Below are 19,245 nucleotides of genomic sequence, written 5' to 3'. Positions count from 1 at the left end.
ATTTTTAGTAAAAATTTATGCTTCAAGACAGGCAGTTAATGGAAAAAAAGGGAGATATGGAGAGGTAAAAAATTTCTGCAGCAATATCATCAAATATCGCTGTCTTCTTAGAGGCTATTTACTGCCTTGACCTTTTAAAAGTACAGGCCAAATGGTTTTTAAAGGCGTTATAAATAGAATTGGTGCTGGTAAATGCTGAGAACGAGAAGGTTTTAGTGATTATTAAATACGGTTGTCTTAATAAAATTAACAGTAGTTTTATCTATATAGAATTTATTAACCCTTAAGGCAAAATAAGCGGGGTCGGATGGGAAAAACAGATTACCTGGAGCAATAAAGATATTATTACTTTTTGCATCGTTTACCACTTTTTTGTCATCCATGGGAATACGAAACCATAAAAAATTACCGCTGGGATTGTGAGGATAAAGTGTGAGTCCGTCGATTTTGCTCAGCGCAGTGATGGCGGCGACTGACTTCTCATCAGATATCATTTTAAGAGCGTGTAGATGATTGGCCAAAGCACCGCTGGTGATGAGATGATTAAGAATATTTTCCATGATGGAAGAGGTATTGATGACAGTGATCATCTTTAGCCGCGTAAGTGATTTAATCATCGATTTAGAGGCGACGATAAAGCCGCATCTGATTGAAGCAGATATTGTTTTTGAAAAGCTGCTGACATAAATAACGGGACAATCTTTATTAAAAAAATAACTAGCAGTGCCGTCTCTTGCTAATAAAAACGGATCATTTTCAACAATGAGCACGTTATACTTGATACATAATTTCTGAATCGCCGCCATGTTTGGGACATTCAAGTCTGTCCCTGTTGGGTTATGGGCAAAAGGCTGTAAAAATAAAATTTTTGGATGTTGTTTTTGAATGATTGACTCTAAATTGTTTACATCTAAACCAAACTTGGTTCGCTTAATGGGATTTATATGAACTTGATGTAAGTCAAGCTTACTAAATAATGGATAATAACCAGGGGACTCTACGATGACCTGATCGCCTTTGGTTAAAAACTGTCTGATAATCAAATCTAAGCTGTGATTGGTACCGTAGGTCAGTAATACGTTTTGAGAATCGACAGTTAGCGCGCGCTTGCTCAAGATATCGACAATCAATCCTCGAAGTAACACGTTGCCTGCTGGATCACCATTGCCACGGTCGAAGTCTGCCAACTCAGCGTTGTCACTCGCCTGCCCTAAGTAGAGCTCGAGGTTCAGCTTATCCATATATTCTTTGGGATAGCGTCCCGCACCAGGTTTATGATGGGACTGGTCGATCATTTGCTGTTCCAATAGGTCAATGCCCGTATAAAAAGGGGTCGAATTCAGCATTGGTGTACTGGATAAATCTTCACCGACATAAAACCCAGACTTAGGGAGCGCCTTGATCCAATGTTGTTCGAGTAAGATATTGTAGGCATTTACTATTGTATTCTTAGACACCTTGTGTTTTTCTGCCATTGCTCGAATCGAAGGTATTTTATCTCCAACCTTCTTTCTACCAGACTTAATATCATCAATGACTAATAGACATATTTTTTCGAACTTCTTCAATTTTAAACTCCGTTTTTAGTAGAAGACTCATTAAATATCATAGTAAACCTTTATAAGCATATCGCTTAAACTTTCTAATAAGACCAATTAATCAGTTAATAGGCCACTCAAAATAGACTGCTATAATTAAACTACTAATATTAGACTACTAAGCTCCTCATATTTATCAAGGCTGATTATGACCACATATATACTTGAGCTATGCTGAAAAAACTGTAGAACCAAACTTGGTAAACTAAGCATATTAATAGGAGTTTACCATGACCAAGAAATCAGCACTTATAGCACAGAATTCAAAGCCGAAGCGGTCAAAAAGATAGCCGACAACAACGGCAATGTTTCAGTTACCGCAAAGCAGCTTGCCATTGCCATGCAAACCTTATCTAACTGGCAGAATAAAGCTAATGAAGGCAAGCTTGTCGGCACTAAGCAATATGACCATGAACTCATGGCCATTATAGAAGAAAATAAGCGTCTTAAACGTCAGCTTGAGATTGCCGAAGAGGAGCGCGAGATACTAGAAAAGGCCACGGCGTACTTTACGAAAAACAATTAGTGAAGTACGCCTTTATCAAAGCAAATCGGCAGATCGGCAGATCTTTACCATTACCCACATGTGTCACATATTAGACGTTAAACCATCAAGCTATTACGACTGGATAAATCGTGGCATCAGTGACCAGATTATCCATCGCAATCAGTGTAAGCTGTTGGTTAGAGTGGCGCATACTGAGACCAAAAAGTGCTATAGCTATGAGCGACTGCATGCTCATCTTACAGAGCAAGGATATGCCATCAGTAAATACATGGTCAGACGCATCAAAGAAGAGTACGACATCAAATGCCGTCGCCACAAGCGCTCTAAAGTTACCACCAACTCAAACCATAACAAGCTAATCTATCCAAATGTGTTGGATCAGATATTTGACTCCAGTCGACCTAATGAGTCTTGGGTCAGCGATATTACTTATATCTGGACAACGGAGGGCTGGCTGTACTTATCTGGAGTTAAAGACTTATATAGCAAAGAGCTGGTCGGCTACCCTATTAATAAGCGCATGACAACAGATTTAGTATGCCGTGCACTCAATATGGCAACTAAAAATAAAAGACCCAGCCAAGGGCTGATTTTGCATTCTGACAGAGGCAGTCAGTATTACAGCCATGCCTACCACAAGATCATTGAGCAACATGAGTTTAAAGGTTCGATGAGCAGCAAAGGTAATTGCTTCGACAATAGAGAGCTTCTGGGGTCGAGAGTTCGAATCTCTTTTCCCGCTCCAAATACTTAAAAAGCCTCACTACTCTTTATATGAGCGGTGGGGCTTTTTTTTGTTTAGAAATTAGTGATTGTATAGATTTTCAAACATACTCAAACCTAAGCTGCCTTTTCCTAGATTCTAGATTCTAACTCCTAAGGTCTAAAAGAAGCTAGCTTTAAAGAACACTTATCACTTTATATTATCAATAGCTGACAGTATAAGTTTGTGAACCTCGTCATCAGGATCTACATAACGCATATTACAATAGGTATCGAAACTAAATGAATTCTTGAATAGGTGCGTTACATGGCTAACCATACCTTTAATCGATTTTTTATCCACATCTTCTTTAACCTTTACAATTTCATCCTTCATCAGTTGTAATAATGAGTCTTTATGAATTTTTTTGACTATAACGAAGAACACATGTCCTGATATAAACCTGTATGCATTACCTTTATTTATTCCTATTCTCTTTAAGAAATACTCTGCTTCATCTATATCATTTTCTGATATATTTTTTTCAGAAAAAAACAAATCAAAGCTATTCTCTATTTTATTTATAGTAGATAAATCTACATTCAAATCATTATCAATTAATTTGTTATCAAGAATATTGAAACAGGAGTTAAATCCATTTTCATGTATATTAATATAATTAACTCGCTTTAATAGGACTGTATATCTAGCTAAGGCACTGAACGATATTTCAGAAAATTTTTCTAGAAATTCTAGTAAGTTCACTGTATTGGGTAGTGTTAATTTACATCTTTCAAAAAAATTCTGTAAGTGATATTTTTCAAGCTGTACGCTTTCTCTACTGAAGCCATATGTATGAACAATATATTTATTATGGTTGAAAACATGGCTCGCTTGCGCTTTGGAAGCTATATAATCATAATCACTATCAACAGCTATTATTACTTTCTCGTTAGCCGTATCGTATATAGTCTCTAAAAACCTCTTTCCAGTTACTGTTTTCCCATCTTTAGAAGATGGACGACACATGTATTCCTTAGGGTAATAATAATCAATGAACTCTTCCCAAAATTTCCAATCAGAAGCATCTTCTACATAGATGATGCCATTATCTTTATCTGCAATATTCCCAGACAGAAATACATTGTAAGAGCCAATATAGTCTCTATCAGTAAGGAAATCACTAAATTCTGACATGTTATCACTACGCTTCTGTTGTTATATTTTTTATATCTACAAAACTATCTAACCAACCATTCATAACCATAGCAGGACTATGGGTTACTATTATAATTTGACTTGTATCATTTAATTTTGTGATTTCTGTTAATAATTTTTCTTGCCACGAAAGATGTAATGATATTTCTGGTTCATCCATTAGTATTAGAGAGTTATCGACACTTCCATTTATAATTTTTAGAAAGATAAACACTACTTGTCTCTCTCCAGATGAGAGACTCCTATAGCTTATTGCTTTCCCACTACTTAGTCTTATTTCTATAGCCAAACCCATTTAAAAGTGTTATAAACTAATTATTAAACCCAATTGTTATCATAAAGACCATGACTTACTCACTAGATTTTCGCAAACAAGTACTAAAAAGCTTAGACGAGGGTATGACCATTGCCGGGGCGGCTGAGTTCTATAATCTCAGCCCAACCACCATACAAAACTGGAAGAGACGTGTTCATAGCAAAACAATCAGGCAAACCAAACCCTATAAAATACCAGATGACGTGCTACTTAATGATGTCAAAGAACATCCTGATGATTACCAGTATGAGCGAGCACATCGTTTAAATTGTAGTAAAACAGGCATTTATCATGCCCTAAAGCGCCTAGGCATCAGTCAAAAAAAAGACCTTAGAGCATCCAAAAGCTTGCCCAATAAAAAGAGCGGCGTATCAGGGAAAGCTTGATAGCTTTACGCAGCAAGGCTATCCCATTGTCTATATGGATGAAAGCGGCTTTGAGCACGAGACCATCCGCTCTCATGGCTATGCGCCGATCGGTAAGCCTTGTATCGATAGCTACAACTGGCAAGGTAAAAAGCGAACCAACGTTATTGGTGCTCTGTATGAAAAGATGCTGTTTGCGCTTGATTACTTTGAGACAAACATCAACAGCATCGTCTTCTATCACTGGTGCAAACACAAGCTAATCCCAAGTCTTAAAACTAAATGCGTGATTGTGATGGATAACGCCAGATTTCATAAGAGCAAACGCATTCAAAAGCTACTAAACAGGCACGGGCATCGTATTCTTTGGTTGCCGCCGTACAGCCCATACCTAAACCCTATCGAAAAGAAATGGGCTCAAGTGAAGTTTCTACGCCAAGGTTGGATGCAAAATGACTTATCCAAATTGTTTTATGATATTTGTCCAAGGCATAACATTTTTATTTTGAACTGACTATATATGCGCAGTATTTTGAAAACTAAAAAACAATAATCTAAATCGGAGTAAATAATGATTACCCATGTACCTGATGTGACTTTTAAAACTCGTGTTCGTGATGAATCTATCGGAGGAGACAACCCCTTCACATGGTATAACCTAACCACTGATGAGTTATTTGCTAATAAAAAAGTGGTCGTGTTCTCACTACCAGGTGCCTTTACGCCAACTTGTTCGACCAGCCATTTACCTCGTTATGAAGAGCTTTATGATGAGTTTAAGGCGTTAGGCGTAGATGAAATAGTTTGCATTTCTGTCAATGATGCGTTCGTCATGTACCAATGGGGCCTAAAACAAAACCGTGAAAACGTTTTCTTACTTCCTGATGGCAATGGTGAGTTCACTCGTAAAATGGGTATGCTTGTTGATAAGAGTAATCTTGGCTTTGGTATGCGCTCATGGCGTTATTCGATGTATGTCGACAATAAAGCCATCAAAAAAGTGTTTAAGGAACCTGATTTTGGCGACAACTGTCCAATAGATCCTTTTGAAGTATCAGATGCGGACACCATGTTAGAGTATTTGAAAAGTAACGCTTAACCACATTGACGCTTGACTGTTTTTATCAAGTGTTATCAAGTGTTAACAGGCGTCGATAGATGCTCTAATACTATCGAACTACTGAACTGCCGAACCACATAGCCCTTAAATATAAGGGCTATGCGGTAATTCGCTTTCATACTTTAAAAAACTACGACCGTGAAGAGCGCTTAGAACTTCGACCTTTTGCAGGGCGCTTGCCATTTGCTGCAGGTTTGCCATTGCCCCCAGACTTCTTACCATGGCCAGAAGGACGCCCACCTTTAGAACCCGATGGTTTTCTGGCACCGTCTCTAGGATGTTTACTATTCCCCTTTGCCGCGCCTGTTGATTTAGAAGACGCTTTTGATTTTGACGAGCTATTAGTACGAGCATTTTTTCTTGGTTTATTGCGAGATTTCTTAGCCGCATTCTTGTCTTGCGAAGAAGAATCTTCTATAGAGTTAAGTAAAACAGACAACTCTTTTGGAGTTAAATCTCGCCAATCTCCAACTGGAAGACCCTTAAGAGTCACATTCATAATCCGCGTACGTTCAAGCTTCACGACTTCATAACCAAAATGCTCACACATCCGGCGAATTTGACGGTTTAACCCCTGTACTAGCGTGATGTTAAATACGGTGGGTGCCACCTTAGTCACTGGGCATTTTTTGGTCATCGTTCCTAAAATAGGCACACCGCCTGCCAAACCCTCGATAAAACTATCGGTTATCGGTTTATTAACCGTCACCAAATACTCTTTTTCATGATTATTACCCGCACGTAAAACCTTGTTCACTAGATCGCCATTGTTGGTCAAAAATATTAAACCTTGGGAATCTTTGTCCAAACGACCAATTGGAAAAATACGTACCCCATGTCTAACAAAATCGACAATGTTATTTTTCTCAGAACTTTCAGTGGTGCTTACAATACCCACGGGCTTATTCAATACAATAAAAACAAAATCATCGGCCTCTCGCGGCTCAATGAGCTGTCCGTTGACTTTTACCGTATCTCCAGCAACCACCTGATCGCCTACTTGAGCACGCTTACCATTGAGGTAGACATTACCTTGTTCAATAAAGCGGTCAGCGTCTCGCCTGGAGCAAATACCGCTTTCGCTGATGTATTTATTTAAACGAGTCGAGGAAGTGTTAAACATAAAGTGCCATTTTTACCTAATAAAAAGCCTTTTTTGCTAAGAAAAAGACTAAATTGAGTGGATTATCATCAGCGAGGTGGCTCACATTATATAGGAAATTCAGTACCCATTTTAAAGGAGAGAACAAAATCTAGAAACATGTGCATAATCGTACAAATCGAAGTTTTGTCAAACAGCTTCTAATGATGCCAAAAGTGCAAAAAACCTATACAAATTGAAAGACGTGTGACGGACAAACGAAGCCAATCTCTAGTCGAACTATTCAAAACCACCCTTCTTCTAACAGATGGGCTGTATTACTCAATTTAAACTCAGTATGTAAGTCATAAAACGTTCCTGGGTCTTCAACGTTATCAAGTAAATCGCGTTTATTGAGTGCTACAAACATCGCCAGCGAATAAGCCGGACAATGAATAGACTTTTTGGGATTAAATTCAATATCTGTAAAGGCTTGATATTGCATGACCTCTTCGTGGAGCTGAGTGTTCTGCTTTAGTGCGTTAACATACAGCCAATCATAAAACGCAGTCAGCGGCTCTAGATTCCACTCCATACCAAAATCATTGTAACCAATGAGCTCACCAGACGATTGCAAGCGCTCGTCTTTTTTGGCCTGTCTTGGTGGCACTGTCAGCAAGTCACTATAGGGACCACCATGTTCAAACACCTTGCTCGCCTGAAAGATGTTTTCGACATTATGCTGCGCGCCATTGTGCTCGTCAGTGAGCTTTAAGCTAAGTGGACTGAGCAAAAAACTTAGCTTATTGCCAGACTTACTAGATAGCTCTAAGACGTGGTTGAATCCATATTTTTTACGAATGACTTGATGCATATCGTTGATGGATTTTTTCTTTTGCCGACTGGCAAATCCCACATGCCGCTCAAACCTAACCATATCTGTTTTTACCAGATTGTCACTGTTGACTCTAGGCATAAATACGGGTTTGTGTTCTACAGCGTCTTGTCTTTGTTCCATAATTTGATTTCTTTATTTCGTAACAATGTGCATTATATCAATAGTTTTGTATAAATGTTCTTTCATAACGCTAGTGCTTGCCTTTAAGAAGGAACATTACTGGTCATGGAAAAACCACCATTTCATCTCCTTCCTGCCAAAGCTGATACTTCGTCATCGCTTGTATGAATACTGGGTGCGCCAACCAATGCTGTAGCCAGCGCTGCAGGTTTGGATAAGGCAGACTATAAAAAACCTCGCGATCCACATGAGCGAATTGACGAACAAAAGGCATAATCCCAATATCAGCAATGGTTATGCTCTCCCCTAAAAGATAAGTATGCTTGGTTAGCAGTTCTTCTAAAACATGCAAAAACGCCTCACCCCGTTGTCGATACGCTTCTTGGGTCATCTCAGGGTGACGATCAGCATACTTATAACGATCCAGCCAATGTTTAAATTCATTATCATTTTTGTCAATCAACGCATTTGCTTGGTGAATAACTTCTGTATCAAGTAGCCCTTGCTGATCGTCTTGCTTAAGCGCCCATATCATGATCTCTCGACTCTCTTCAATAACTTCACCATCTATAAGCTGTAAAACAGGCACAGTTCCCTTTGGGCTAATCGCTAGCATCTGTGGCGGTTTATTTTTTAATATTATCTCTCGCAGCTCCACTTGCAACTCAGCAAATAAGATACCAAGCCTAGCACGCATGGCATAAGGACAGCGACGAAAAGAGTACAGGCGATGAAGTGAGGAAGTCATAAATATTTTTCGCAATTGGATCTGGATGAATGAGCTTAAAGATGAAGTCTATTATCTTATCATCAACCACATTGTTTGATACATTAAAAGTTTTACACTAAAAAAATTCATACTAAATGACACATTCGCTGTGTCGCAGTGTGAGTCGGTTTGTGGCAGACTTATCACCAGACTTCATCGATTATTATTTTATAAACAGATACTTAAAGATATATTCACTTTTAGAGATAAAAGCCTATTTTGTATCAAAATTAAGTAAAGTCAAATTACAACGATATAATATGATGACTTATTAACTAAAAGGGGAAAAGTGTGACTTTAGCAAAAAACCCTCGTTTAAATATACCACCGGTGTATATCGAACCAAGAGATTTTGCTGATTATCTGACTATTCAGCAGGATTATTGCTTGTTTTTAGATATCGATGGCACGCTTGCTGATTTTACGCTTGATCCAAAAGACAGCAGCATTCCTGATACAACCTTGTCCCTCATAAAAGACATACAAAGTTGCGGCGTTGACATAGGTGTTGTGACGGGACGTAGCTTGGCTGAAGCAAAGCAAATGCTATCTCCTATACAAGTACCGATTGCAGCCACTCATGGTCTCGAAATAGAATTTGATCGTAATGAAGCTCAAGGTACAAGCTACGACAATACAGATACTTTGCAATGTGATAACACTGAACTTAGTGCCATCAAACTGGCCATTATCCAATCTTGCAAACCTTATGATGACTTTACTATAGAAGATAAGCCTTACTCCGTCGCTCTGCACTATCGCCAAAACCCCAACTTAACTGACACCGCGTATGCCATTATGGCAAAAACGGTAAAAAATCGTGTTAATTGGACATTGAAACAAGGCAAATATGTCTGGGAAGCGGTACCAAAAGGGGCTGATAAAGGCGCAGCTATTTTGACCTTATTAAAAAAGATGCAAACTGATCATAAGCTTTGTCCTATCTTTATCGGTGATGATATCACTGATGAGGCGGGATTTAGAGCCATACAACAAGAAGATGCCCTAAGCGAAAATACATCTTTGACTCATCTTGATCAGCCTATAAAAGGCATGGGCATTAAAGTAGGTAGTGAAGCCACTTGTGCTTATTACTACATACATGACATTGCTGAGGTAACGGTTTTACTGCGTAGCTTTTTAGACTTTTGTCAAAGCAGGGCCACTCTTTTATCTGAATCAACCGCTCCAAATGCCTTTGTTACTAAAAAAACAACGAGATGTCTTATATGAGCCGCTTAATCGTTTTATCCAATCGGGTAAAAATGCCCGATAACAACCCAATGGCAGGCGGACTTGCCGTCGCCCTGCATGACATGCTAATAGGAAACTCAGGCATTTGGATGGGCTGGAATAGTGATATTGTGGACACTTGCGATGACAGTGCTGACAATGAGTTTAACTGTAATGGACAAGCGACTGCAACCGATGCCGATGTTCAAGTGGCGAATAAGAACATCACTTATATGACCACTGCCCTCACCTCTAAACAATATCAGCATTTTTATTGCGGATTTGCTAACAATGTATTGTGGTTGCTGTTGCACGAGCAAGCCCATCTGATTAGCCAAGCGCCAGAAGATTACGCAGGCTATCAAGCGGTCAACCAACTTTTTGCCAAACAATTAAAAAAGATTATTCAACCTGATGATGTCATTTGGGTACATGATTATCACTTTTTAAGTGTGGCATATTATTGTAGGCAGCTGGGCTTAAATAACCGTATCGGCTTGTTTTTGCACATCCCGTTTGCTCCCCTCACATTTTGGCAAAAGCTTGATCAAAGTCCTGAATTGATTAAGCACCTTGCTCATTACGATGTATTCGGTACACAAACTGAGCAAGATAAAGAAAATTGTCTGGCGGTCTTTAACCATTATTTAAAGGACAGCTATTTAAATACCCGCCACTTAACCGATAGTATGTCAAAAACCGATAGCATGTTAAAAACTAATAATATGCTCAAAGAGTCTACAAATAACCCTGCACATACAGCACAAAATTTTGCTAAGTCCAATCGAACGACTGGTGCGCAGTTGGAGCTTAACCTAGACTCAGATGCTCCGCACCATATAATGATTGATGCTTATCCAATCGGTATAGATGTCGACAAAATACAACAACAGGTCATCAACTCATCTTCATATTTATCTTCGCAATATAAAAGACAAATGCCAGAAAAGACTGATATAAAAACAGCCGTCCAGCAGATAATCGCGGTAGATAGAATTGATTACTCCAAAGGGTTGTTAGAGCGTTTTTCGGCCTATCGCCAGTTTTTGCAGCAGTATCCCGTCTATCAAAATCAGCTAAAATTGATACAAATTGCTTGTCCTAGTCGCTTAGATCTACCTGTTTATCAGCGGCTTTATGACGATGTTAGACAGACTGTCAATGAGGTAAATCAGCAATTTTCACTGATTGGGGTACAATCAGATGCTTTTAAAATTGATGATGTAAAGGCATGTAATCTCGATACTTTTGACTCTACGAATAATTGGCAGGCGATTACCTATAGTGAAAGCGTGTTAAATCATGGAGAATTGATGGCAGCGTTTTGGTACAGCGATATTGGCTGGGTAAATTCGCTCAAAGACGGTATGAACCTAGTCGCCAAAGAGTATATTGCCGCACAAAATCCAGACAATCCTGGGGTACTGCTACTCTCTGACTATGCAGGAGCGGCTGAGCAAATGCAGGCAGCTGTTATCATCGACCCGCACAATCCAAAGAGCATTATAGAAGGTCTAAAAACCGCTCTAACAATGCCCTTAAAAGAACGTAAGTCTCGCTATCAGACGTTATTGCAAGGTCTTTGGGAGTATGACTTACAAGCTTGGCAGCAAGACTTCTTAGAGGATTTATACCGATGATATTTTGTCGTTGGTTTATGATTAACGACGTTTAACCCATAGCTAGTCCTTGAGCGTAGTACCAATAAGTGATTTATAAAAATAATTAGGGAACCCTTATGCTGGATGCAAAAGATACTTTATTGCAGGACATTAAATCCGCTATAAAAGGCGTGATAAGTACCGTTTCAACAGATACTGACTTGCCTATTATAACGGACGAATTGCGCCGTAACATATTGAATGTCTTAATCACTTATAGTGACGAAATCCCACATCCTGCCAACGGTACTGATAGTGTTAATGAATCAAACTCACGCACTTTGGTTCGTTGGCAAGTGCTGGCCTATGTTGCCAGTATCGACTTAACGATTGTAAAGTGGTTTGAGTCGCACCTAGATGCCCTAAGCATCTTGCACGAATTGGGTTATGGCAAAGCAGTAAAAGGGCTATGTGCAGTTTGGGCGTCAGAGGGTCACCCTCACCCCATACGCTATCAGCAAGGCAAAATAAGTGGCACAAAAGCGTGGTGTTCAGGCGCGAATATTGTCAACTATGGCGTAATGACTTATCGAGATGAGCATGGGCGCTCACAACTGCTTGTCGTAGATATGCAGCAAGATGGCATTGCGATTGATAATAGTGGATGGCAAGCAGTAGGTATGCAAGCCACTGATACTGCCGCTATAACGTTCGAACAAGTAACGGCTAATACTGCTGGGGAAGCCGATGCGTACCTAGAGCGCGTAGGATTTTGGCATGGAGCGGCAGGAGTTGCTGCTTGCTGGTATGGCGCAGCCTCATGTATAGCCACTTATTTAATGCAGTCTTATCAAAAAAAACCAAACGACTATAAAGCCATGTATTTAGGGCAAGTCAGTACAGCATTGAGTGTGACTCAACAGTATTTTCATCATGTCGCTCAACTTATAGATACCCAGCCCACGCTGTCCCATGAGTTGGCTATTCGCGAATTAAGGGCGCATGTCGAGCAAGTCGCTCGGCAAGTAATAGAGAGTGCTGGACAAGCATTGGGCGCAGCACCATTTTGTGGTAACGCGCATTTTGCAAGATTATCAGCAGATCTAAGCGTGTTTATCCGTCAAAGTCATGGCGCGTTTGATTTACAAAAAATTGGCGAGCTATCTAGCGCAACCAGTGATTTAACAGACGGGCAGGTAAATATATGGCAACTGTAATTTCTAATATGGCTACGTCTGAGAGTCATCATCCAATCGTTGGCGATCGTATGATAGCAGGCGATGGCACCAGTATAGAGAGTTGGAAAAACTGGCAAGGGCTACAAAACCTACCTCGGTTAGATATTGCCAAGCGTTTTTCACCAAAGCAGCGGGTGTGCGTTTTTGCCCCGCATCCTGATGATGAAATATTGGGCTCTAGTGGTTTGCTACAGCAAGTAGCGGTTAATGGCAATCCTATTATTCTGATTCACGTGACCAATGGCACGCAAAGCCATCCAGACTCACAGATTTATCCTCCGCAGCAGCTTGATATTATCCGTCCAAAAGAAAGCCTAGCAGCGTTAGAAGTATTGGGCATTGCCCACCAAGTGACCATCGTTGCGCTAAATTTGACAGATGGCGATGTGTTTGCCGAACAAGAGCAGTTTGAGCAAAAACTGGCCGCTATTATCCAGCCTGATGATATTTTAGTGACGCCTTTTATGCACGACGGCCACCCAGATCATGAGGCGACAGGGCGTGTGGTCACTGCATTTGCTAAGCAGCGGCATCTAGCGTGTTATCAGGTACTGATTTGGGCATGGCACTGGGCTAAGCCTGCCGACACTCGCATTCCTTGGCATCATGCCGTTAGAGTCGATTTGAACGCTGAGCAATTACAGCGTAAAAGCCAAGCCATTACTTGTTTTGACAGTCAAATTACCGTTGATGAAAGTACGGGCAACCCCCCTATTTTATCTGCTCAAACCATTGCTAGAATTAGCCAACCTTGGGAAGTTTATCTATATGAGCCACTCACCTAAATCGACGTCATCAGCTGATCTTGCTGATAGTTACGCCAAAACAACTTTGGACAGTTTTACTCATATTGATAATCATACTGATGCCTACTCAGAAACGTATTTTGATGCCTTATATAACGACAACACTGATCCATGGGAGTATCAAACCCGCTGGTATGAAAAAAGAAAACGTAATATCTGTCTAGCAATACTACCACAGGCAAAGTATAACAATGCCATTGAGCTGGGCTCTGGCAATGGCGTATTTAGCGAGTTATTGGCCCAACGTTGTCAGACTTTGACATGCGTAGATGGCAATCATCAGGCGGTAGCACTTGCCAAACAACGCTTGACGAATCACGCTCATACTAAGGTAATTCAAGGGATTATTCCTAATACGTTATTGAATTTACAAGATACACTGTTAGAAGCCTATCCTTTATCAGGAACAGAGGTTTCAGGCGCACATAACCCTCCTTTTGATTTAATTGTTATTAGTGAGATTTTGTATTATTTATCGCCCACTGATATCGATAAGGTTATTGCTTGGTCTCAGCAAAACCTTGCAATAGGTGGCACTATACTGTTCTGCCATTGGCGATATAGTATTGATGGCTTTGTGATGACGGGCGAGACAGTACATCAACGTCTGCACCAAACCTTTCATACTATAAATGACAAAGAAACGCCGCAAGCAATGTTTAATCATCAAAGCCAGATTGTAGATTGTGATTTTTTATTAGACGTTTGGCAGCGCTCTCCGCGCTCGGTCGCCATGCAAGAAAATCTGATATGACGAATATAATGAAGTATGACGGAGTAAGACCAGTCGCTAAACAATGAGAAACTTATGAACGATATAAAAATCGGTATAGTGATTCCCGCTCACAACGAGGCATCGACTATTAGCGCCTGCTTAGAGTCGGTGCAAACTGCCATTGAACGACTCCCCTCGATCATTACCGCATATCCACTTGTCGTGCTTGATAGCTGCACCGATGGCACCCTCTCTATTGTCAAACACCTAGCAGTCAATCATATAAGTTGTGAGTATCACTGTGTGGGACGGGCGCGAGATTTGGGTATTCGACATGCGATCGCAAAGGGCGCGACGTGGATTGCTTGTACAGACGCTGACACGGTTGTGACTACAGATTGGCTGGTGCATCAAATTGCTCATATAACTCAGCAGTCGACTGATATGATTTGCGGTGTGGTAAGTATCGATGACTGGACAAACTTGTCACCGCAAACGCGACACGATTATGTTGCTCACTATCAAGACAAGATGGGACATCGGCATATTCATGGAGCAAATTTGAGTTTTAGTAGTCGAGCTTACCTTGCCGTTGGTGGCTTTAGTCTCCTACCATGTCATGAAGATGTGGATTTGGTCAAAAAATTTGAGACCCAAGGTTATGCTATCACTTGGAGCAATCGCGTGCGAGTCATCACCAGTAGCCGGGTAAACGGCCGGGTAAATGACGGTTTTGCCGCGTTTTTATCAAATTTGGAACAAAGCAATTTATAGTTGTCATTAGGGCATGGCAACTTATGCTCTACATTATCGATCTCTTGATTCTCTTGACTGATAATTAATACCACTTGATGATATCGCTTTAAGACAGATCACCACCTACTACTGATAATACTCGCAAATACGTTCTTGAACAATTGTCTGTCGCTCAGTTTCATCCAATGTGGCAAACGCTGATGACAGCCGTAGCTGAGCCAAACGTGAGGCTGCGTCACAAGATACCCAATTTGTATCGACACAGTCAAAACCTACCTCTGCTTGTAAGTGATGCTTTGGTAGAGAATTAGGGTCATGTGCCAACTCATATTTAATCTGTGCGATATATTCTGCGAATGGCTCATAAGGCAACTCAAGTACCGTGAATAGCTTTGCTAAAAACTCATCAGCTGTAAAATATTTGTCCATATAGCTACCATCAAGCCCAAGATAGCGATGACACAATACATGACGTAAGCGCTCGCAAGCAGGTATAGTATGCTTTAAAGGATAACCCATAGCTTTGATAATGTCCTGCGCACGCAGCTCAAGCGTGTCTATTTGAGTGATAGCATATTGTGCTAAAGAATGACGCGGATGATAGCGGCGGGTATATTTGGATGGATTGGTTGATTGGCTCATGATATTGAACACCTTAGATTCCTATAACTCCGACAAAAATTATGATATCAGGCACAAATGAGGACGTCGGAGTACAGGCTCATGCGCTTTACCAGGATTGTTTTATATCGCGCTGGAAGTTGCAAGGTTTGTACGCCACCATTTATTATAAGTATGGTTAGCGATGTCAAAACTGTTAAACCCACGATAGTTTGTTGAATGATAATAGCACATCAACTGCTAAGAAATAAATACTGATATGTGTGCTTCTTTTTTAGAATTATTGTTAGTCCGTAACATATAACGCTAAACTACTTATTAACAATCATTAGCAAAAAAGCCCTTTAACTAATGTCACGGTCTTGGTATCTTGCCTCGCCATTCCTATATTGCCAAAGGTGTTTACCACACAGCATTTTTTACCCCTTTATTGGCTAATCTTCTTATCGTATTAGGGCTTGTCCTCATTTTTATTATTTATCGAGTGAGGACACGCTCTAGCATTTTCTTGTATTGGATCTTATGAAACACAACATTGAGGCGAGCCCAGATGCTCGCCGGACTCAGTATTTTCAAGTATTTTTGATGGGCGTCAGTGCCTTTATCATGAATACCACAGAATTTGTCCCCGTCGCTCTACTCAGTGACATTGCCCAAGATTTTTCTATCACTACAGCTGAGACTGGCTGGATGTTGACGCTTTATGCGTGGATTGTCGCGGCTATGTCATTGCCGCTGATGCTACTGACCAGTCGCTTTGAGCGTAAAAGCTTACTCTTAGGTTTGTTTGCGGTATTTATTGCCAGCCACGTGCTCTCAGTCTTTGCATGGAGCTTTGATGTGCTGCTGATCAGCCGAGTGGGGATCGCGCTATCGCATGCAATATTTTGGTCCATCACCGCCGCGATCGCCATACGCGTGGCACCTGAAGGCAAAAAAGCACTGGCGCTAAGTGTGCTTGCGACGGGCACTTCATTAGCGATGGTGCTGGGCGTGCCTTTGGGGCGCTTGGTCGGGCAGTGGTTTGGCTGGCGTGCGACGTTTGGTGGCATTGGCGGAATTGCTTTCATTGTGTTCATTCTACAAGCGAAGCTGTTACCGACCTTGCCCAGTATGTTTGAAGGCTCTTTTAGAAAAATTCCCGAGCTATTAAAAAATCCCTTATTGGTCTGTCTTTACCTGCTTATTCTACTGGTTTTTACTGCGCACTATACCGCCTACTCTTATATTGAGCCCTTTATGCGACAAGTCGGCGCCATCAGTGAAAATTCAGCGACGGTCGTCCTCCTGCTATTCGGCGTTGCAGGAATTGTAGGCAGTGTCATATTCAGTCGCTGGGGTGATCGATTTAACACACGGCTGATGCTGATATCGACGATATTAATGCTTTTTTCTATGCTTTTCCTGTTATTCGTCGTGACCTCCATTTGGGCACTCAGCCTAATTGCCTTGTTATGGGGCGCGGCACTAATGCTGCTGATTATTTCCATGCAAGCCAAAGTCATTATGGTCGACGTCAATGCGCAAGACATGCTGATGTCGATGTTTTCAGGTATTATCAACTTAGGGATTGGTACGGGTGCGCTCTTTGGTGGATACGCGGTGACGCATTTATCTCTCTCAAGCGTGGGCTATGTTGGGGCCGCTATTGCTAGTGTGGCTCTGCTACTCATGCTCTATATGATAAAGCGCTTTTCTGAATTGAGTAGAAGACTTGGCTAACAAACACCCAAATCGTTACTGCTGTTAACCGTAAGTAACCGCAAGTATAGTCGTTACGTTACTAAATAAAAGAGATACACTGCATAAATTCGCTAGACTGGTACAAATTTTTCTTGCGTGCTGTGCCTGCGCCGACAGATGCGGCAAAAAATTTATCCCAGTCTCACTGTAACCTTTTTATAATGAACTGGCTATAATCAAAATTAACGCAATCAGATAAGAACCAGCCACATGCCAGCCACTTAAATGGGTTGGCATTTTTTTATGCTACCCACCACTATATCTTAGCAATTTACATAAACTTCTATAACTTCTATTGAACGAGTGTTCAGGCAAAGCTATACTCATTGCTATCGGACTCGTTTGTACTGCATCAAACACACAAGGATAAGTGTAAAATGGGCAATCTTTCAAGAAAAATAGCTACGTCATTCGGTTTATCTCTATCTACCCTTCGTATTGTGAGCGTGACATTCACCTTCTTCGGCCACTCGGAGAATCACAATGCCTGAGGACATCATTCAACAAGATAAACATAGCACTCCTCCTCTCAGACTAGGCGGGTTAAATTATGCTTGGATTGTAGCCGCTACAGGCTCTATAGCGATGTTCTGTGGACTTGGATTAGGGCGATTTGCATTTGGTATGTTGCTACCATCGATGTCGTCTTCTTTGGGATTAAATTATACTCAAAGCGGAATATTGGGATTCACCAACCTGATAGGATACCTCGTTGCCGTTCTTTTAAGCCCGCTCATTATACCTCGATTTGGTACTCGAATCATTGGTACTGCCAGCCTTCTCTTAATCGCAGTCTCTATGCTTGGTATGGCTTTTACCACAAGCTTTCCCCTACTCTGCGCACTTTACGTATTGACTGGTATTGGTAGCGGCGGCGTGGTCTTACCAATGATGAGCGTCATGTCACATTGGTTTTTTCCTTCGCATCGTGGGCTCGCCTTAGGACTCGTTATGGCTGGCCCTGGCTTTGGCATTATTCTATCGGGCTTCGTCGTACCAAAACTCTTACCTATCTCTGGTCTACTGTCTTGGCAGACGGGCTGGCTAATTTTTGCCGTTATCAATATCGTGGTAGCTTGGCTTACTTTCACTTTGATTCGCAATCATCCAGACGATGTCAATCAAAATCCTTTTGGACGTGTACCCACCTCACCTGTAAAAAATAAGAAAAAGCTAGAACGCGCTAATATCAAGCTGCTGGTACATTTGGGTATCATCTTTGCCATTTACGGCGCTACTTATATGGTTTACGTGACCTTTATCGTCACTAGCATGGTGGGATCGTATCAACTAAGTGAAGCGACTGCAGGCGGTATTTGGGCATGGATTGGTCTGCTTAGTGTCTTTTCAGGCATGTTGTTTGGCTGGATTTCTGACCATATTGGCAGACGCCTTGGGCTCGCGCTGGCTTTTTTCTTCCTTGCCATCGCTTATCTTCTGGTTGGCTTGACTGATTGGACTTTAGGGCTTTACTTGTCAATTATCTTGTTTGGCTTAGTAGTTTGGAGCGTTCCTGTCATTATGGCGGCCTGTGCTGGCGATTATTTTGGGCCTGCAGCGGCGGCAAGTGCGCTGGCGGCGCTGACTTTTGCCTTTTCGGGCGGACAGGCGCTTGGGCCAGTGGCAGCAGGTTATCTTGCAGAGCTTACTGGCGACTTTAGCATCAGTTATATGGTCTCTGGCATCGCAGCCTTTATAGCGATTGGACTTGCTTTGTTGTTACGTCCGCAAAAATCTGCTTAGCAAAAGGCTTTGTTATAGTTAGCGCCAATAAAATGAACGATTGCTCAAAATAACTTGAACGGTCGTTCATTTTTCTTTATAGTGGCTGTAAGA

17 protein-coding genes and 2 pseudogenes are annotated in these 19,245 nt (G+C 41.2%); 12 read left to right on the top strand and 7 right to left on the bottom strand.

From position 1 onward, the window contains the following. Positions 1-212: 212 nt before the first annotated feature. Positions 213-1,568, bottom strand: coding sequence for an aminotransferase-like domain-containing protein (locus ACS8FC_RS11800; protein ID WP_439296945.1), 1,356 nt, complete (start codon positions 1,566-1,568; stop codon positions 213-215). Between the two features lie 247 nt (positions 1,569-1,815). On the opposite strand from ACS8FC_RS11800, the pseudogene ACS8FC_RS11795 reads away from it, so the two are divergent. Continuing rightward, positions 1,816-2,806: pseudogene (locus ACS8FC_RS11795) on the top strand (IS3 family transposase); the annotation flags it as partial. Between the two features lie 213 nt (positions 2,807-3,019). On the opposite strand, the gene ACS8FC_RS11790 reads toward ACS8FC_RS11795, so the two are convergent. After that, positions 3,020-4,006: a hypothetical protein gene (locus ACS8FC_RS11790; protein WP_439296944.1), complete on the bottom strand. Its 987-nt coding sequence runs from the start codon at positions 4,004-4,006 to the stop codon at positions 3,020-3,022. A gap of 7 nt (positions 4,007-4,013) precedes the next feature. Then, on the bottom strand, positions 4,014-4,322 hold the full coding sequence (locus ACS8FC_RS11785) for an AAA family ATPase (protein ID WP_439296943.1): 309 nt from the start codon (positions 4,320-4,322) through the stop codon (positions 4,014-4,016). Positions 4,323-4,372: 50 nt separating this feature from the next. Between ACS8FC_RS11785 and ACS8FC_RS11780 the strand changes: the two genes are divergently transcribed. The 3 genes and pseudogenes from ACS8FC_RS11780 (at position 4,373) to ACS8FC_RS11770 (ending at position 5,807) form a co-directional block, all read left to right on the top strand. After that, on the top strand, positions 4,373-4,729 hold the full coding sequence (locus tag ACS8FC_RS11780) for an IS630 transposase-related protein (protein WP_350657583.1): 357 nt from the start codon (positions 4,373-4,375) through the stop codon (positions 4,727-4,729). Further along, positions 4,698-5,117, top strand: a pseudogene (locus ACS8FC_RS11775) (IS630 family transposase); the annotation flags it as partial. The gene ACS8FC_RS11780 and the pseudogene ACS8FC_RS11775, both read left to right, overlap by 32 nt. Positions 5,118-5,279: 162 nt before the next feature. Beyond that, the gene (locus ACS8FC_RS11770; protein WP_439296942.1) at positions 5,280-5,807 is read left to right on the top strand and encodes a peroxiredoxin; all 528 of its coding nucleotides are present in this window, start codon (positions 5,280-5,282) and stop codon (positions 5,805-5,807) included. A gap of 151 nt (positions 5,808-5,958) precedes the next feature. Here the strand turns inward: ACS8FC_RS11770 and rluF are convergent, their stop codons facing one another. From rluF to ACS8FC_RS11755, 3 genes are all read right to left on the bottom strand, one after another. Next, positions 5,959-6,951 (bottom strand): 23S rRNA pseudouridine(2604) synthase RluF, encoded by a 993-nt coding sequence (gene rluF / locus ACS8FC_RS11765; RefSeq protein WP_439296941.1) that lies wholly within the window; start codon positions 6,949-6,951, stop codon positions 5,959-5,961. A gap of 262 nt (positions 6,952-7,213) precedes the next feature. Further along, the gene (locus tag ACS8FC_RS11760; RefSeq protein WP_439296940.1) at positions 7,214-7,927 is read right to left on the bottom strand and encodes a DarT1-associated NADAR antitoxin family protein; all 714 of its coding nucleotides are present in this window, start codon (positions 7,925-7,927) and stop codon (positions 7,214-7,216) included. 103 nt (positions 7,928-8,030) lie between these two features. Then, positions 8,031-8,675, bottom strand: coding sequence for a glutathione S-transferase (locus ACS8FC_RS11755; protein ID WP_439296939.1), 645 nt, complete (start codon positions 8,673-8,675; stop codon positions 8,031-8,033). Between the two features lie 312 nt (positions 8,676-8,987). On the opposite strand from ACS8FC_RS11755, the gene otsB reads away from it, so the two are divergent. The 6 genes from otsB (at position 8,988) to ACS8FC_RS11725 (ending at position 15,063) form a co-directional block, all read left to right on the top strand. Further along, on the top strand, positions 8,988-9,929 hold the full coding sequence (gene otsB / locus ACS8FC_RS11750; RefSeq protein WP_439296938.1) for a trehalose-phosphatase: 942 nt from the start codon (positions 8,988-8,990) through the stop codon (positions 9,927-9,929). After that, entirely contained in the window at positions 9,926-11,569 is a 1,644-nt protein-coding gene (locus ACS8FC_RS11745) for an alpha,alpha-trehalose-phosphate synthase (UDP-forming) (protein WP_439296937.1), read from the top strand. The genes otsB and ACS8FC_RS11745 overlap by 4 nt, the downstream gene beginning before the upstream one ends. Positions 11,570-11,667: 98 nt before the next feature. Then, positions 11,668-12,747: an acyl-CoA dehydrogenase gene (locus tag ACS8FC_RS11740; RefSeq protein ID WP_439296936.1), complete on the top strand. Its 1,080-nt coding sequence runs from the start codon at positions 11,668-11,670 to the stop codon at positions 12,745-12,747. Then, the gene (locus tag ACS8FC_RS11735; protein ID WP_439296935.1) at positions 12,735-13,553 is read left to right on the top strand and encodes a PIG-L deacetylase family protein; all 819 of its coding nucleotides are present in this window, start codon (positions 12,735-12,737) and stop codon (positions 13,551-13,553) included. The genes ACS8FC_RS11740 and ACS8FC_RS11735 overlap by 13 nt, the downstream gene beginning before the upstream one ends. After that, the gene (locus tag ACS8FC_RS11730) at positions 13,537-14,328 is read left to right on the top strand and encodes a class I SAM-dependent DNA methyltransferase (protein ID WP_439296934.1); all 792 of its coding nucleotides are present in this window, start codon (positions 13,537-13,539) and stop codon (positions 14,326-14,328) included. Before ACS8FC_RS11735 ends, ACS8FC_RS11730 begins: the two co-directional genes overlap by 17 nt. 63 nt (positions 14,329-14,391) lie before the next feature. Next, positions 14,392-15,063, top strand: a complete 672-nt coding sequence (locus ACS8FC_RS11725) for a glycosyltransferase family 2 protein (RefSeq protein WP_439296990.1) — start codon at positions 14,392-14,394, stop codon at positions 15,061-15,063. Positions 15,064-15,171: 108 nt separating this feature from the next. Here the strand turns inward: ACS8FC_RS11725 and ACS8FC_RS11720 are convergent, their stop codons facing one another. Further along, the gene (locus ACS8FC_RS11720; RefSeq protein ID WP_439296933.1) at positions 15,172-15,687 is read right to left on the bottom strand and encodes a hypothetical protein; all 516 of its coding nucleotides are present in this window, start codon (positions 15,685-15,687) and stop codon (positions 15,172-15,174) included. 501 nt (positions 15,688-16,188) lie between these two features. Between ACS8FC_RS11720 and ACS8FC_RS11715 the strand changes: the two genes are divergently transcribed. Both ACS8FC_RS11715 and ACS8FC_RS11710 read left to right on the top strand, forming a co-directional pair. Further along, positions 16,189-17,388, top strand: coding sequence for a sugar transporter (locus tag ACS8FC_RS11715; RefSeq protein WP_439296932.1), 1,200 nt, complete (start codon positions 16,189-16,191; stop codon positions 17,386-17,388). A 504-nt stretch (positions 17,389-17,892) separates the two neighbouring features. Next, a complete protein-coding gene (locus ACS8FC_RS11710) occupies positions 17,893-19,152 on the top strand; it encodes an MFS transporter (RefSeq protein ID WP_439296931.1) in 1,260 nt (419 codons plus the stop codon). Positions 19,153-19,245: the final 93 nt, after the last annotated feature.

This window comes from Psychrobacter sp. 1Y4, from assembly GCF_051847555.1.
Note: the sequence above shows the minus strand (reverse complement) of the source record. Positions and strands in the feature narration are given on the sequence as shown.

Bases quoted from the DNA above. Each gene is read 5' to 3' on its own strand.
- ACS8FC_RS11755 (WP_439296939.1), bottom strand. From the start codon at position 8,675: ATGACTTCCTCACTTCATCGCCTGTACTCTTTTCGTCGCTGTCCTTAT.
- ACS8FC_RS11710 (WP_439296931.1), top strand. From the start codon at position 17,893: ATGCCTGAGGACATCATTCAACAAGATAAACATAGCACTCCTCCTCTC.
- ACS8FC_RS11720 (WP_439296933.1), bottom strand. From the start codon at position 15,687: ATGAGCCAATCAACCAATCCATCCAAATATACCCGCCGCTATCATCCG.
- ACS8FC_RS11770 (WP_439296942.1), top strand. From the start codon at position 5,280: ATGATTACCCATGTACCTGATGTGACTTTTAAAACTCGTGTTCGTGAT.
- rluF (WP_439296941.1), bottom strand. From the start codon at position 6,951: ATGTTTAACACTTCCTCGACTCGTTTAAATAAATACATCAGCGAAAGC.
- ACS8FC_RS11740 (WP_439296936.1), top strand. From the start codon at position 11,668: ATGCTGGATGCAAAAGATACTTTATTGCAGGACATTAAATCCGCTATA.
- ACS8FC_RS11745 (WP_439296937.1), top strand. From the start codon at position 9,926: ATGAGCCGCTTAATCGTTTTATCCAATCGGGTAAAAATGCCCGATAAC.
- ACS8FC_RS11780 (WP_350657583.1), top strand. From the start codon at position 4,373: ATGACTTACTCACTAGATTTTCGCAAACAAGTACTAAAAAGCTTAGAC.
- ACS8FC_RS11735 (WP_439296935.1), top strand. From the start codon at position 12,735: ATGGCAACTGTAATTTCTAATATGGCTACGTCTGAGAGTCATCATCCA.
- ACS8FC_RS11790 (WP_439296944.1), bottom strand. From the start codon at position 4,006: ATGTCAGAATTTAGTGATTTCCTTACTGATAGAGACTATATTGGCTCT.
- ACS8FC_RS11785 (WP_439296943.1), bottom strand. From the start codon at position 4,322: ATGGGTTTGGCTATAGAAATAAGACTAAGTAGTGGGAAAGCAATAAGC.
- ACS8FC_RS11730 (WP_439296934.1), top strand. From the start codon at position 13,537: ATGAGCCACTCACCTAAATCGACGTCATCAGCTGATCTTGCTGATAGT.
- ACS8FC_RS11760 (WP_439296940.1), bottom strand. From the start codon at position 7,927: ATGGAACAAAGACAAGACGCTGTAGAACACAAACCCGTATTTATGCCT.
- ACS8FC_RS11715 (WP_439296932.1), top strand. From the start codon at position 16,189: ATGAAACACAACATTGAGGCGAGCCCAGATGCTCGCCGGACTCAGTAT.